Genomic DNA, 14,476 nt, shown 5'->3' with positions numbered 1-14,476 from the left:
CGGCCCGGGGCGGGGCGCAAGTCTTGGGCCGGGTGGGTGAGCCGGAGCGGGGGGCTGTCCCCGGCTTTCGGGATCGCGGGGGGGTGTCTGTCTGGCGGGGCGCGGGGTGGAGGCGGCGGACCGGGGGCCTGCCCCCGGACCCCCGGAGTATTTTGGGCCAAGATGAAGGGGGAGGGTTTGGGGTGGGTGTCGGGGGCGTGTCTGGCTGGCGGGGAGCGGGGTGTGGGTGGTGGACCGGGGGATGTTCCCGAACCCTCGGAGGTTTTCGGTCCAAGATGAAAGGAGAGGGTTTGCGGTGGGGGGCGTGTCTGACTGGCGTGGCGCGGGGTGGGGTTTTCCTTCGGGCCGCTTTCTCCTATCCCATGGGGAGGTTTTTGCGGAGGCTGCGAGATGATCCCGGTTCTGGGCTATCAGGGGCGGAAGGTGGCGGTGCTGGGTTTGGGGCGGTCGGGGCTCGCGACGGCGCGGGCGCTTCTGGCCGGGGGGGCGGAGGCGTTGCTCTGGGATGACAGCCCGGAGGCGCGCGGAAAGGCCGAGGCGGAGGGGTTCGCGACGGTTGACCTGACGCGGCACGGGGCCTTGGAGGGGGTGGCGCTCCTGGTGGTTTCGCCAGGGATTCCGCATCTTTACCCCGCACCGCACAAGGTGATTGCCCGCGCGATGGAGGCAGGGGTGCCGGTGGACAATGACATCGGCCTGTTCTTCCGCAGCTATGCGACGAAGGACTGGGACGGGTTCGATCAGGCGCCGCGGGTGGTGGCGGTGACGGGGTCGAACGGGAAATCCACCACGACGGCGCTGATCCGCCATATCCTGGACGAGGCGGGGCGGCCGGTGCAGATGGCGGGGAATATCGGGCGGGGGGTTCTGGACCTTGATCCGGCGCAGGAGGGCGAGGTGGTGGTGCTGGAACTGTCGTCCTATCAGACGGAGCTTGCCCGGGCCCTTACCCCGGATGTGGCTGTTTTCACGAACCTTTCGCCCGATCATCTGGACCGGCATGGCGGGATGGGGGGGTATTTCGCGGCGAAGCGGCGGCTGTTCACCGAAGGCGGGCCGGATCGGGCGGTGGTGGGGGTGGACGAGCCGGAGGGGCGGTTCCTGGCCGATCAACTGGCGCAGGGGGCGGGGGATGACCGGGTGATCCGGGTGTCTTCGGGAGCCAGGCTGGAAGGGTTCGGCTGGGCGGTCTTCGCGCGCAAGGGGTTTCTGGCGGAATGGCGCAAGGGGCGGCAGGTGGCAGCGATAGACCTGAGGGATATCAAGGGCTTGCCCGGTGCGCATAATCACCAGAACGCCTGCGCGGCCTATGCGGCCTGCCGGACTCTGGGCCTTGGGCCGAAGGAGATCGAGGCGGCGTTGCGGAGTTTTGCGGGGTTGCCGCATCGGAGCCAACTGGTGGGCGAGCGGGGGGGCGTGCGCTTTGTCAATGACAGCAAGGCGACGAATGTGGACTCTGCGGCCAAGGCCTTGCAGGCCTTTGACAGGATCCGCTGGATCGCGGGGGGGATGGGCAAGGAAGGGGGCATTGCCGCCTTGCAGCCGCTGCTGGGATCGGTGGTGAAGGCCTATCTGATCGGCCATTCGGCGCGGGATTTCGCCTTGCAGATCGGGGACTTGCCCCATGAGATCTGCGAGACGATGGAGCGGGCCGTGGCGCGGGCGGCGGAAGAGGCGCAGGCCGGGGAGGTGGTGCTGCTGGCCCCGGCGGCGGCGAGTTTCGACCAGTATCCGAATTTCGAGAAACGGGGCGAGGATTTCATGGCGCGGGTGCGCGGGGTGCTGGGCCAAGGGCCTGCGGACGCTGGATAAATCCGGGGGAGCGGGCGGTTTCGGCTGTGCCGGATGCTGTGCCGCAAACTGTGCAGCAGAGTGTGGCCACGCACGGGCGGGTCATGGGGCGTTAAGGTTAACGGTTTGGCGCGCGAGTCGGGCTGCCGGGGGGCGCTGGTGGCTGGAGGGAGGCACGTGGTTCGGGCGGCAGAGGCCCGGAGCGCGGAGGTGCCGGGAAGGTGGCCGGGTCGGACGATGTGGCGGCGGCGGGTGCGCGGTCACGGGGGGAGGCGGATTTTCGGAGCGGATCGCGGCAAGGGCTGCCCATGGGGTGCCAGTGGAGCCTTGCGGGTGGGGAATGGGTGAAGCGGCCAAGCGTCAGGAACGGCCCGCCGCTGCGGGTGGCAGGACGCGGCGCGGCGAAGGCGGACAGGCGATGCTCCGCCGGGCGGCCGGGTTGCGGGGGTGATGCGTTGCGAGGGGATTTTGCCCTGGCAGCAGGCCGTCACGAAACTTCGGGCAGGCAGAGCGGCGCTGTGTCGTGACCCTCGACATGGATGGCATAGGTGAAGAGGAGACGGTTTCCGTCATAGGCTTGCAGAAGGTAGCGCCCTTGCGGAAGCGGTTCGCCGAAGGCGGGCACCCGGCCGAAATAGACTGTTCCGTCCGGGTCGATCTCCTGATCCCAGAACCCCACATCGCCGACCGGAGGCTGGATCCTGACGGTCACGATCTGCCCGGCCCTGTAGCCGGAGATGCGGACCCGAATGCCGATGCCCAGTCCCAGTTGCGCCGGAAGCACATCGCCGCGAATGACATAGGGAATATCCTCATAGTCCCGCCAAAGCTGACCCTGGCTGGCATTCGGCGACGGGATCAGGGCATCGGGCGGCTCGTCGCATTGGCCGCCGACATCAATGACCTGAACCGGCACGGGGCTTTTGAGCATTTCCGCCAGCGCCGGAGACGCGCCCGCCAGTGCAGCCAGAAGGATGCCGATGCGGAGGGTGGTCATTCCTGCTCCCGTTTTGGCGACGGCTGACCGGTTGGTACCGGCTTCTTCTGGATGCCTGCACATCCGGTGTCTTTTGGAGCAGGCTTCGAAAAGGGCTGTCAAGAAAAAGCAGGCATCGGGCGGTTGATCGTCCTGTCGGACGGAACGGCTTGCGCCTGCCATGATTGTATCCGGAGCCAGTCGCGGCGGCTATGGCGTGGGTCGCGGCGCGGGGGGCGGCGGGGGCTCCACGGCTTCGGCGGTGGCTTGTGCGAGGTCGAACAGGTCTGCCGCCGTCAGGCCCATGGACTGTGCTGCCGCCTTGACGGTTGACAGGCCTTCGATCATCGCGACGATCCGGGTCGCGGCGCGGTGGGCGTCGGATGGCGGCATGTCGGCATGACGGCGCATGAGGATGTCGCGGACTGTTCCGAGGTAGAATTGCATGAAGCGGTGCAGGGCGCGTTCGGTGGCTGCATCGTGCCGTGACCGGGCTTCCAGCATGGCGAAGAGATCGCCTGTCCTGTCGTCGAGCGTCTGGCGGACGGCATGGGTGATGAATTCCGCCAGTTCCCGATCCGGGGTGCAGCGGGCGCGGAGGGCCGCGACCTCTTTGCGATAGCCGTCGAGCAGGGAGTCCACGAAGGCGGCGGTGAGGGCGGTCTTGCTGGGGAAATGATATTGCAAGGCGGCGAGGGATATCCCGGCCCGCTTTGCGACATCCCGCATGGAGAGGGCGTCGAGCCCCTTTTCGAGGGCGATTTCGGCCATCAGGGCCAGGACGCGTTCGGCCGTGTCGGGCAGTTCGGTTCCGTCCTTCGCTGTCTTTTGCACGCAATTCCCCCGCCAGTGCCTTGCCATGCGGGGGAGGCTGTCACTTGACAGGTGAAGGGTCAATCGCCAGTTTACCTGTCAACTGACAGGTAGCGGGGCATGGCCATGACACAGCGTTCGGCATCGCGGCGGGCGGGTTCTGCGGGGGGCGCAGGTGGCGGGATGGCACTGCCCATGGTTCGGGCGCCGGGCGCCGGGGCGGACGGGGCAGCGGATGTGATCGTGATCGGCGCGGGTCTGGCGGGACTGTCTGCGGCCCGGCAGCTTTTGGCGCAGGGGGTGAGGGTGCTTGTGCTGGAGGCGCGGGGCAGGGCGGGTGGTCGTGTCCTGTCGCAGCGGCTGCGCGCGGGTGGGGTGATTGATCTGGGGGCGCAGTTCATGGGCGATGCGCAGAGGCATGTTGCCGCGCTTGTGGAGGAGGCCGGATTGCGCCGTGTGGCGGCGGCGGTGGCGGGGGAGGGGATTTACCTTGCCGGCGGTGATGCGGTGCCGCGCCGGGGGGCGCGGACGGGGCCGCCGCTTTCGATGATCGGGCGGCTTGATGCCTTGCAGGCCTCGTGGCGGATCGAGCGTTCGGCGCTGTCGCTGCGCCGGGAGGATCGGCTGCGGCTGGACGGGATCGACGCGGCGTCCCATCTGCGCGGCAAGACCTTCCTCGCCCCCGCCTTTCGCGCGATCTCGGGATATATCGAGGGCGAGATGTGCATGGCGCTGGCCGGGATATCGGCCTTCGAGCTTTTGGATCAGGTGGCGTCCATTGGCGGAATGGCGGGCGAGGCGGCCTCTGCGCAATGGTATCTGGCTGAGGGTGCCGAGGGGATGACGCGCCATCTGGCCGATGCGATTGGACCTGCGCTGCTGCTTGATGCATCGGTGTCGGGGGTGGTGCAGGATGAGGGTTCGGTGACCGTGACGGCCAGAACAGGCCGCTATCGGGCGTCCCGCGTGGTGGTGGCGGTGCCGCCGCAGCTTTATGGCGCCATCGGCCTGTTGCCGGAGCTGCCGCCGTCCTGGCAGGCGGTGCTGGGGGCCTGGCGGACGGGGGCCGTGGTCAAGACGATCCTGGTGTTCCGGGAGCCGTGGTGGCGCAGATCGGGCCTGTCCGGCGCGATCCACAGCCCCGGCGGGCTGTTCGGGGCCGCGATCGACGCCTCGCCGGAGGAGGGTTTGGGGATACTGGTCGTCTTTTCCACCGGGGAGGGCGCGCGGGCCCTTGGACAGATGGGCCGGGAAGAGGAGCGCATCGCCGCCGCCTTGCGCTGGCTGGGCCAGGCCTTTGGCGGGGCGCTGCCGGAGCTGGTGGAGGCACGGTCCATCGACTGGACGGGCGATCCCTTCAGTCTGGGCGGCTATGCCAGCCGGAGGGGGATCGGCGGCTGGACGGCGGCGCCGGAGCTTTTCGCGCCGCTGGGGCGGATCCACTTTGCCGGGACGGAGACGGCGCGGGGCTGGCGGTCGTTCATGGAGGGCGCGGTGGAGTCGGGGCTGCGGGCGGCGGCGGAGGTTCTGTTGGCCGGTTCTGCGCCAGCGGGGGGGCGGGCCGCCTGACGCGGTGCGGGGGGCGTGATTGCGCCGGTTCGGGCCTTGCGGAAGGGGGGCGGGAGGTCCCGGCGCGTGCCACGGGCGGGACAGTCTGTTTCCGTCCGATTGCGGATAAAACGGCCCTTTGGCGCTCCGTTACCGCATCTGTGAACCCTTCAACTGCCATTGGAGATCTCTGGATGCGTTTTCGTATTGCCCTGTTCGGTGCCGCCGTTTGCGCGGTGCTGGCAGGTCCCGGCCTTGTCCATCCGGTTCAGGCCGAAAACATCAGTTTCAGCCCTGTTGCCAAGCATCGCGCCGCCGGTGTGACGATCGGCGAGGGCCCCTCCGCGCCGGGCGCGGGGACGGCTGTGGCGCTGGGCCGCCCCGATCTGGCCCCCGAGCGGAGCGCCTCGCGCACGACAACGGCCCAGAGCGCGGCACGGCCGACGCTTCAGCCCTGGATGCATGGCGATGTGGCTGCTGCCTGGGCGGCGGGCTTTCGCGGGCAGGGCGTCACGATCACCGTGGTGGATGACTTTACCAGCGGAAGCCGCAGTGTCGGCAACCTTGGCACCGGGCAGCAGGTGCTGCGGCACGGGGAATGGACGCGTCTGGAAGCGTCGCTGATCGCCCCGTCGAGCACGACGGTGGCGCATGACTTCGCGTCGGGCCGGGCGGTCGCGCTGACGCCGAACCGACTGAACGTCGTCAATCTGAGCTATGGGATGATGGCGCGGGCGGGCTTTAGCGCGGCGCAGATCCGCTGGTCGGCGCAGGAAAACTCGATCATCAGCCATGCGCGCAATGGCAGTGCGGTGATCGCCAAGGCGGCCGGGAATGACGCGGTTGCGGTGGGGGCGGCGAACCGGTCCGGCAATGCCGATTACCTGAACATGGCGCTGGTCGGCACCCGGTCCACGATTTTTGTCGGGGCGCTGGATCGCAATGGCGCGGTGAACAACCGGGCGAACCTTGCCAGCTATTCCAACTTTGCGGGCAGCAACACCACCGTCCAGCGGCAGTTCCTGACCGTGGGCGTGCGTGGTGACCTGACCGGGCTTTACGGCACGTCCTTTGCCGCGCCCGTGGTCGCCGGTTATGCGGCGGTGCTGGGCAGCAAGTTCACCACGGCGACCCCGGTGCAGATCACCAACCGCCTGCTGGATACGGCGCGTCAGGACACGATCAACAATTACAACGCCGCGATCCATGGGCGCGGCGAGGCGAGCCTGTCGCGCGCCATCGCGCCGTCCAGCATCCGCTGATGACCGAATTGCCGGTGCCCGGCAGAAGCGGGGCCGCAAGGCCCCCTGTCGCCGGGCACCGGTGCCGTTTTCCTGTACTGGCCGGATCCTTGTCGCATGCCCGAACCCGCATCCCGGCATGGGCCGGAGAAGACCCTGCGGCACCCGTCCGGCAGATATGCGCTGCCGGGCGCGGCGCTTTGTGCCGCGCTGCTGGCGGCCCCGGCTGCAACTGCCAGTGAAACCCATCTGCTGGATGTCTATCTCGGTTCGTCGCGGTCCGATCTGGTCGGGTCGGTGCGGGCGGGGAGCTATGAACTGGCCGATGGCGAGGTGATCCGCTTTGACGAGTGGTATGCGCCCGCCATTCCCGACCTGACCGTCCTGATGCTGACGGAACTGACGGACAATCTGGGGTTGATCTGGGGCGCGTCGATGGGCGAGCGCGGCGAGAAATACCGGATCGAGCCGGCCATCCATCTGGGCCTGACCTGGCAATTGCGCCTGTCCGAGACGGCGATACTGTCCACCAGCCTGCATACCTTGATCGGCGGCGACCTGCGCGAGAGCAGTTGCAGCGCCGATTACGGGACCTTCGGGGTCAGCGAGGTGAATTGCCGGCTGGCGGCATCGCTGCTGCCGCCGGAAGAGACGCTGGACTACATGCTGGACATGCCCGGCTGGAAGGAAACCCGCCTGTCGGTCCGTTTCCAACTGCTGTTCTGAGCCTGGCGGGCCGGTTGCCCTTTACAACTTGATTTCGACTTTCGGCGCCTTTGCCTGTTCGGCTTTCATCGCCTCTTCCATCTTCCGGCGCATCGCGTTCTGGTCCATCAGCCGCGTGACGAAGAGATCGCTGACCGCGCCGTCCAGGGGCGGGTTCGTCACATGGGTTGCCCAGCTTCGCATGATTTCGGCCCGGACGGTTTCCTTGCAGCCCGCCTCGGCCCCGGTGCTGGCACCGAGGCTGTAGATCAGGTTGGAGGAGCGCGCGAGGACGAGCACCTCGGCCGCATAGGCCGGATCGGTTGCGGCCCGTGTCGGGTCGATCGGCGAGGTTGCCATGGCGGCGCCTTCGATCAGGGGGGCACCGACCCAGGAGAGGGTATATTGCGCGCCGCCATCGGCACAGCCGTAAAGCCGTGGCGATTCAGAGAATTGCCAGCCTGCCCCCGGTTCCGGATCGCCGTATTTCCCGATAAGCTGCTTTGCCAGATCGCCATCGCTGACGACGCCGGAGGGCAGGAAGAGGTTGCGGGATATCGCCATGACGGTGGGCGTGAGGGCGACCGGGCCATAATTCACGATGATGAACTCGTTGCCCGTGTCGTTGATGTAGAGGCGGACCATCTCGCCCACGCTGTTGGGAGGCACGGTTTCGCTGCGCCATTCCAGCACGCGCGCCACTGTCATGTGCTGCTTGATGGCGGCGGCGGCGTCTTCGAGTGTCATGCCGAGGGTGAGGCCCACGATATCGAAGGTGATCTCGGGCGGCTGGGGAGCCGGGGCTGCGGCGGCCGGTTCGGGCGTCGTGGGCGGGGCCTCTGGCGCGGCGGCGGCGGTGTCTTCGACCGGGGCCGGGGCCGGGGCGGGGGCCTCCTGCGCGGCGGCCTGTGGTTCCACGACGGCAAGCCGCCGCGTCTTGTCATCGGGATCGGCCAGATGCAGGGCGATTGCGGAGGCGTCGATGACATAGCGTCGGCGTCCGTCACTGTCGCCCGTGATCTCTTCGCTGGCGGTTTCGAGGCGCAGTTCGAGCGCGGCTTCGAAGTTGCGCGACGGGTAGGCCGCCGCCAGGGCGCGTGCCGCGTCTCGCTCCATCGGGAGGTGCTTCATCGCGTCGATGTTCGTGACACGGATCTGGGCCGTGTCGCCGGGCAGCGAATAGCCCGATGGCGAGGCCGTGTCGTGTCGGAAAACCTGGATATCGGTGATCGGGAAGCCGCCGCTGCCATATTGGCCCAGAGACACCTTCGCCGGGAACAGGACCGCTTCGCCCGGCGCCGGGGTTTCCTGCGCCATCGCCACCAGTTCATCCGCAATCTCGGGCCGGGTGAATTCATCCGCGCCCGACCTGCCGGCCGAGCGGTTCGCATTCTCGGTCAGGATGGAGGGATCGGCCCCATTCTCCAGCGCATAGGCGACGAGGCTGGTCTGCGTGGGAAATTCGCCGTCGGGCATGGCCGAGCCGGCCACCTCGCCCGGTCTGGGTTCGAGGCGTTTCAGCGGCATTTCCCGGATCGGGCGGGTCAGCGCCGCGTCTTCGTAGAACATGGCCTGCGACACGCTGGACTGGAAGCTGAGGGTCGTGTCGGATTGTCGCTGCCCCCTGCCGGCCATCAGGCCGTAATTGGTGCTGGAGGTTTTCGCCTGCACGGAATCGAGCGTGAGGTCGAAGGCGAGGAAGATGGTTTGCTCGAGGTCCGGCATGGCGCCGACTTCGGATTTGAGCCGGGCGTTCAGCGCCTTTGCCTCGTCCACCGGCATGGCGATTTCGGCCTTGCCCAGGGCGACGTCCATCCTGAGTTTGCGGAAATCCGGCTGCGCCGTGAGATCGAGGACGAAGGGCCGCACCTGTTCTGCCTCGTCGTCATAGGGGTTGCTGCTTTGCGCCAGTCTGACGGGGAAGACCTGGCGATCGAAGTCATAGTTGCCGAGCCGCACGGGAAGAACGAGGCGCGCGGCGACGGGCAGTTTCGGCGCGCGGGCGCGCAGGGCGGGGCCAAAGGTCGTTTCGAAGCGGCCCCTGATTTCGGCGAGGGCAAATTCGTCATTGTGGATGGCATAGCCGTATTGGCCATCGTCAAGATTGCCGCCGAAGAGCGTTCGCTGTTCCTCTTCCGTGAGGAACGAGGTGCCGTAATAGGCGATCTCGCTCATCGAGAGGGTGCTGTCGGGGGAATTCAGCAGGGTGAGGTAGTCGAGGGCCGGTTCGAGAAGCTGTTGCGCCTGATAGTTCAGCGCCGGGATCACCAGACGTTCGTCGGCGACGACGGCGCCGAGGCGGGACCAGCTTTCCACCGCGTCGCGGGCCGGTCCGAGATCGGAGACGGTTGCGGCGGAGGGGGCTTGCGCCGGATCGGGCACGACCAGCAGGGTCGGACCGATGATGTTGGCGGAACGATTGGCGGTATCATGCAGCGAGACGGTTTCCACGGAAAGGTCGCTGACGGCGAAGCCGTCGGCGTTCTGGCGGAAATTGCTGAAGGTCATGCGCATCACGACGTCCACGAAGCCGTTGGCGGCATGCACCTTGCTGGCGAGGATTTCGGCTTCGGCTTCGGGGACGGTGAGGGATGACACCTCGGCCCAGCGTCCGGGAGTGGCGAGGATGGTGATGCCTGCGCCGGGGCCGAAATAGGTCGGGTCGCCGAGGTTGAAGATCTTTGCAAGGTCGAGGGGGAAGCGGCCTTTGTTGAAGTCGTATTCCGGGAAGTGAATCCGTTTCACCGTGACCAGTGAGAGCGGCGCGTTGCTGGCCTGGTCGAACAGGAAGAGGGTGAAGGCCTCATGGGCTTTCTGACGTTCGAATTCGGTCCCGCGGGAGGCCTGCTCGCTCCATTCCACGACGCGGGGGTCGGCGAAGGCGTTGTTCCTGGCGCTGTTGAAAAGGACCGTCCCGATGAAGGCCGCGTCATCGGCGCGTTCGGGGACGGCGCTGAGGTAGCGCAGCAGGAATTCGCGGTAGAGACGCGCGCGCATCTCGCGCGTTATGGCGGCATTCTCGGCGTCGATCAGCAGGTCTGGCCCTGTCAGGGCCTGGTCGATGGTGGCGGGATGAGCCGTTGCGACCGCCGGTTGCGCGGGCATGCCCGGTGCCGCAGGGTCGAGGGAGGGTGGCGCCATGGCGATGAGGCTGTCGGCCTGTTCGCGTGTCAGATATCCCGACCCGTCCGCGCCGACCGAGCTTTGCCATGCCGCGATGGCGGATCGGCTTGCCGGGCCGATCGCGCCATCTATCGCGCCGTTGTAGAGACCGGCGGCGGCCAGGGCGCGCTGCACGGCCATCCGTTCGGCCACGTCCATGCTGGGTTGTTGCGGCCCTTCGACGGCGCGGGGGGCCGTCCCGCCCTGCGCTGTCTGCCCAGAATTGGCGGCGCCGCCATTCCGCATCGCTTCGTTCAGGATGAAGCCGAATATGGCGCCCGCGATCTGATCCTTGTTCTGGGACCAGACCGGAGTTGAAACGGATTGCACGGCCACCAGCGAAAGAGCGGCGAGAATAAACTTTTTCAAACCGCTTCTCCCCCAAAAAGGATGCAATTCCTTGAGGGTAAAGGGCGGTTCTTCGATTCTGCAAACTATTCCTGACTGCAAAATGCCAGTCGATGATGCATGAACTGACCTCGGGTTGAATGGCGAAATTCGGGCTCATCCATTGGCAGGCGGGGCCATCAATCCCGGATGGAAAGGCGCGATTGGAGGGGCGGATTTTCCTTTGCGTGACTGGCCGAAGGGGGGTGTTTCTCTAAGCGCTCGACTCGAAAATCAAAGTTCAGCATAGTTTCTGCATGTTGAATTTCGTCATCCCGACCCTGACCCTGTGCCTCTGTCTTGCCCTTGCGGGGGCGCCGGGGGCCATGGCGCAGCAGGCCGTGGATTTCGATGTGAATTACGAGGAATGGGATCCGGTCTGGCCGGTCTCGGGGCAGGTTGTCGTCGGGTTGAATGTGGAGGGCGAACCCACGGCTGATCCTGTCGTTTCGGTTCTGACCGGAACACTCGCCCCTGCGTCGCTGTGTCTGGAGATCGCAAGCCGTTTCCGGAACTACCGGATGCAGGCGGAATCGAAGGAGGCGTCGGAAAATCCGGTCACCGTCTTTACCATCTACAATTCGACATCGCGGGTGGACGAGTTGAGGAAATTCGCGGCGGAGGAACTGGCGATACGCGGCTTTGTCGGCAGTTGCGAAGAGGCATCGGGGGCCTTGCCGGTTTATCTTCTGTCGGCCTGGGGCGAACCGAGCGAGGGCGGGGTCACGGAATTCGACGTGCTTCTGAATGCCCGAAGCGATGAGGCCTATCTGATGATCGGGTCCGATCCACCCAGCCCCTGCATCCGGCAGCCCGATCCGCGCCAGACGGGTTTTGATTTCCGCTGCGAAATCACCACTGCGGCTGTCGGGGAGCTTACGGCAACGGTGTTCCGCCGTCAGTCGGGCGTGGCCCTGGAAAGGACGAGCTTCAAGATCGTTCTGCCATGACGGACGGGGCGGGCAAGAGGGGAGCGGGCCGAAGCGTGGCGCAGGGAAAGGCGCCGGGGGCGCCTGCCAGCCGACCCGCAGGTCGGAGCGCGCAGGAGAGGGCATCCGGGGAAGGACAGGTGCCGCCCCCTGCACGCCGCCGATGGCTGGTGGAGGCGGTTGCCGGGCTGGCAGCGTGGGCTGGGCGCCATCGTCCGACGCGGCTCCATCTTCTGATCGTGGTCGCGGCGGTTCTGCTGCTGGTGGTGATTGCCGCCTTCAACCAGCATCGAAGCGGTTTCGTGATCCATGCCCGCAGCGAGGCGGTCCGTATCGGGGCGATCAAGCCCTTTCCGAATGATGGCTGGCGCATCGACGGTGCCGAGCTGTGCGAGGATCGTCCCTTTACCGCAGCCGAGCCGGAACCGCCCCCGATCTGTCTGGCGGCGCTTCCGCCGGAGCCGTTCTTTACCCCGGCGGATGGAAGCGCGGTGACGATCCGCAGTCTTGAAAAGGGGCGGCTTGAGGTGGTGATCGTTCCTGACGTCGCGGCGGCCGGGGAGGCGGAGGCGGCGGCTGCGGGCAAGGGATCGCGGCTGCGCCCCTATGCGGGGGGCAGCGCCGAGATGCGGTTCAGCGGCACGGTGCGCATCACCTGGACCGGGGTCGCGCCGCAGAGCCCGCTGGTCTTTCTGGGTCCGGCGCAGATCGGCTTTTCGCCCGAGAGCGGGACTCCGGGCCTGACGATGGGAGGAACGGCGGCGGGCTATATGGCGGCACGCGGGGGGGCGCCGAGATTCGAGGTGTCACGGGCGGAGATCGTGCCGGGCGATGTCATTTCGGCGGAAATGCCGGGCCGCCGATCCCTCCTGCATCGCCAGACATGCGACCTGCTGGCAGGGCTGCGGATCATCGACCGGGAAAGCTGTGAAACCGCGGGTCCGATGCATGGCGTGATCCTTTTCGATCCGGAAGAGGATGAGCGGGGGTTCGAGATCGTCTATGCCGGTCCGGCGCAGCGGATCATCGTGGACAGGCTGGGCGCGCGCTTTGAACTGGCGCCGGATTGGACGAGCCGCATTCGCAACGATCCGCTTCTGCTGATCCTGTTCGGGGCGATCACCCTGGCGATCAGCATTGCGGGGCTAGTCCTTGGCCAGAGAAAGGGAAAGTGACGATGCGGTGCGCAGGTCTTGCGGTGATGGCGGTGCATCTTGGCGCCTTGCCCGTGCTGGCCCCGGCGGCCTGGGCGGATCAGGCGCATGTCACGGCGGGAGCGGAGGTCGGGCAGGCGGTTCTTTTCCTGGATGGCGGCACCTGCTTTGGCCTGACGCCCCAGCATGTGATTGATGCGGGGAACGGCTTTGGCAACCTGTTCCTGCGCGATGGTGTGCTGAAGGATGGCTGGGCGCAGAGGACCATGGACCTTGGCCATGACCTTTCGCTGCTGACCATCGACGGGGCGGTGACGGATGCCTGTTCCGCGCCGCTTGTGCCGCATGACGAGGCGATGGCCCTTGTGCTGGCTGCTGGTGGCAAGATGAAGATGCGGATCGTCCTGGCCAGCGGCGAGACCATCTTCCGGGATGTCGAACTGGTCTTCCAGAGCAAGGACAAGCTGACCTTCCGGGAGATCCAGGACGCAAGGCAACCGCCCTGGTCGGTGCAACCCGGTGACAGCGGGGCGCTGCTGATGATCGGCGATGTTCCGGTGGGGATCGTGCAGACACAGGGGGCGGCGGACAGCCTGCCGACGGCCATTCCCTGGCCCTATGCCGTCTATCTGGCGGATTGGCGGTCCAAGGGCGCGGTGGCGCCGCCGGAACCCGCCGCAACTGTTGCCGCGGCGGCGGCTGTTGCGGTCGAGCGGACGACGGCCCGTCCCCTGGCCCCGGATCAGGCGGCGGAAGTCCTGACCCTGCCGCGCGAGGCCGGGGGGGAGTGGCATGCAAGCCCGGTCGAATGGCCTGTCGAGGTCGTGCTGGCCTTGACGGGCGAGGATGTCGGGCGGGTTTCGGCGCTGACCTTCGTGCGGGCGGCCGGCGCGCCGCAGGCGCATCCGCGCGAGGTGGAGGTCTTTCTTACACGGGATGCCGAGGGCGAGGGATCATGGCAATCCTTCGCCAATGCCGTGCTGAGCAAGGATATCGAGGTCCAGACCGTCGATTTCGGCGTGCCGCGTCTGGCCCGGCGCATCCGTATCCTGATCCACAGCGGATGGAGTGCGGATGGCACCGTCAGCCTGGGGCGGATCGAGGTGGGCGGGGAGTGAGGGCGGACCTTACATCCCGCGCAGGTTGACCTCGATCGGCAGTCTCTGATCGGTGCAGATCTGTTCGCCGACAAGGGCATCATCGTCGTTCAGGACAAGTTCCAGGATGCACTGGTTGTATTCGATCACCACCTGGAGGCCCTGCACGCGCCCCGGCCTTCTGGAGCCCGACTGGGCGACGAATTCGCCGTTGCTGTAATCCCTTTCGATCAGGCGGTAGGCTTGCGGCGGCAGGTCCGTCCCCGGAAATTCGACGAGGATGGCGTCGCGGTCGAAGAGGCTGTAGCGCAGGGCGAGCATCCGCATGGTTGCATCTGCCGCGGAGAAGCCTTCGTCAAAGGCCATCTGGCGCACCAGCGGATCTTCGACGACGGCCAGTTTGGTGAAGGCGGAATGGCGGATGTCGGGATCGGGATTTCGCAGGATGTCCCGATACTGGTTCATGAGCGCGCCCTGTTCGTCGGCCCCGGCAAGCAGGCTTTCGGGGCTGGGCAGGTCCTGGGCGGGGAGGGAGGTCGCGCAGACAAAGGACAGGGCAAGGGCCAGAGAGCAAAGTCGGGCTAGGTGCAAGGGGGCCTCCAAGGGTTCTGTCCTGCCTGGCGCGGCAAGGGTCTGTGCCGCGGGAACGGTGTCATGTGATGGCCCTGCCGTC

The 14,476-nt window shown here is 66.8% G+C and carries 11 protein-coding genes; 7 read left to right on the top strand and 4 right to left on the bottom strand.

Annotated features, from left to right (window positions below; translation table 11 throughout):
• The first annotated feature begins 390 nt into the window (after positions 1–390).
• Complete coding sequence (gene murD / locus C0V75_RS16790) at positions 391–1,812, top strand: UDP-N-acetylmuramoyl-L-alanine--D-glutamate ligase (protein ID WP_101922106.1); 1,422 nt, start codon at positions 391–393, stop codon at positions 1,810–1,812.
• A gap of 466 nt (positions 1,813–2,278) precedes the next feature.
• Here the strand turns inward: murD and C0V75_RS16785 are convergent, their stop codons facing one another.
• Together C0V75_RS16785 and C0V75_RS16780 are read right to left on the bottom strand one after the other, a co-directional pair.
• Positions 2,279–2,788 (bottom strand): hypothetical protein, encoded by a 510-nt coding sequence (locus tag C0V75_RS16785; RefSeq protein WP_101922105.1) that lies wholly within the window; start codon positions 2,786–2,788, stop codon positions 2,279–2,281.
• A 189-nt stretch (positions 2,789–2,977) separates the two neighbouring features.
• Positions 2,978–3,601 (bottom strand): TetR/AcrR family transcriptional regulator, encoded by a 624-nt coding sequence (locus tag C0V75_RS16780; RefSeq protein ID WP_158241866.1) that lies wholly within the window; start codon positions 3,599–3,601, stop codon positions 2,978–2,980.
• Positions 3,602–3,763: 162 nt separating this feature from the next.
• Here C0V75_RS16780 and C0V75_RS16775 point away from each other — a divergent pair, with 162 nt between their 5' ends.
• The 3 genes from C0V75_RS16775 to C0V75_RS16765 all read left to right on the top strand — a co-directional run bounded on the left by C0V75_RS16775 (position 3,764) and on the right by C0V75_RS16765 (position 7,095).
• Positions 3,764–5,149 carry an FAD-dependent oxidoreductase gene (locus C0V75_RS16775; RefSeq protein ID WP_158241865.1) on the top strand — a complete coding sequence of 462 codons (1,386 nt, stop codon included), beginning with the start codon at positions 3,764–3,766 and terminating at the stop codon, positions 5,147–5,149.
• Positions 5,150–5,322: 173 nt separating this feature from the next.
• Entirely contained in the window at positions 5,323–6,390 is a 1,068-nt protein-coding gene (locus tag C0V75_RS16770; protein WP_216821472.1) for a S8 family serine peptidase, read from the top strand.
• Between the two features lie 96 nt (positions 6,391–6,486).
• The gene (locus C0V75_RS16765; RefSeq protein ID WP_101922102.1) at positions 6,487–7,095 is read left to right on the top strand and encodes a hypothetical protein; all 609 of its coding nucleotides are present in this window, start codon (positions 6,487–6,489) and stop codon (positions 7,093–7,095) included.
• A gap of 21 nt (positions 7,096–7,116) precedes the next feature.
• Here the strand turns inward: C0V75_RS16765 and C0V75_RS16760 are convergent, their stop codons facing one another.
• A complete protein-coding gene (locus C0V75_RS16760; RefSeq protein ID WP_101922101.1) occupies positions 7,117–10,605 on the bottom strand; it encodes a peptidoglycan-binding protein in 3,489 nt (1,162 codons plus the stop codon).
• A 275-nt stretch (positions 10,606–10,880) separates the two neighbouring features.
• Here C0V75_RS16760 and C0V75_RS16755 point away from each other — a divergent pair, with 275 nt between their 5' ends.
• The 3 genes from C0V75_RS16755 (at position 10,881) to C0V75_RS16745 (ending at position 13,824) form a co-directional block, all read left to right on the top strand.
• Complete coding sequence (locus tag C0V75_RS16755; protein WP_101922100.1) at positions 10,881–11,573, top strand: hypothetical protein; 693 nt, start codon at positions 10,881–10,883, stop codon at positions 11,571–11,573.
• A 119-nt stretch (positions 11,574–11,692) separates the two neighbouring features.
• Positions 11,693–12,727 carry a hypothetical protein gene (locus tag C0V75_RS16750; RefSeq protein ID WP_143710442.1) on the top strand — a complete coding sequence of 345 codons (1,035 nt, stop codon included), beginning with the start codon at positions 11,693–11,695 and terminating at the stop codon, positions 12,725–12,727.
• Positions 12,728–12,729: 2 nt separating this feature from the next.
• The gene (locus C0V75_RS16745; RefSeq protein ID WP_101922098.1) at positions 12,730–13,824 is read left to right on the top strand and encodes a hypothetical protein; all 1,095 of its coding nucleotides are present in this window, start codon (positions 12,730–12,732) and stop codon (positions 13,822–13,824) included.
• A 9-nt stretch (positions 13,825–13,833) separates the two neighbouring features.
• Here the strand turns inward: C0V75_RS16745 and C0V75_RS16740 are convergent, their stop codons facing one another.
• Positions 13,834–14,394 (bottom strand): hypothetical protein, encoded by a 561-nt coding sequence (locus C0V75_RS16740; protein ID WP_143710441.1) that lies wholly within the window; start codon positions 14,392–14,394, stop codon positions 13,834–13,836.
• Positions 14,395–14,476: the final 82 nt, after the last annotated feature.

This window comes from Tabrizicola sp. TH137, from assembly GCF_002855575.1.
GTDB lineage: Bacteria > Pseudomonadota > Alphaproteobacteria > Rhodobacterales > Rhodobacteraceae > Paragemmobacter.
The sequence above is the reverse complement of the archived record's forward strand: the minus strand, read 5'-3'. Positions and strand labels throughout refer to the sequence as shown.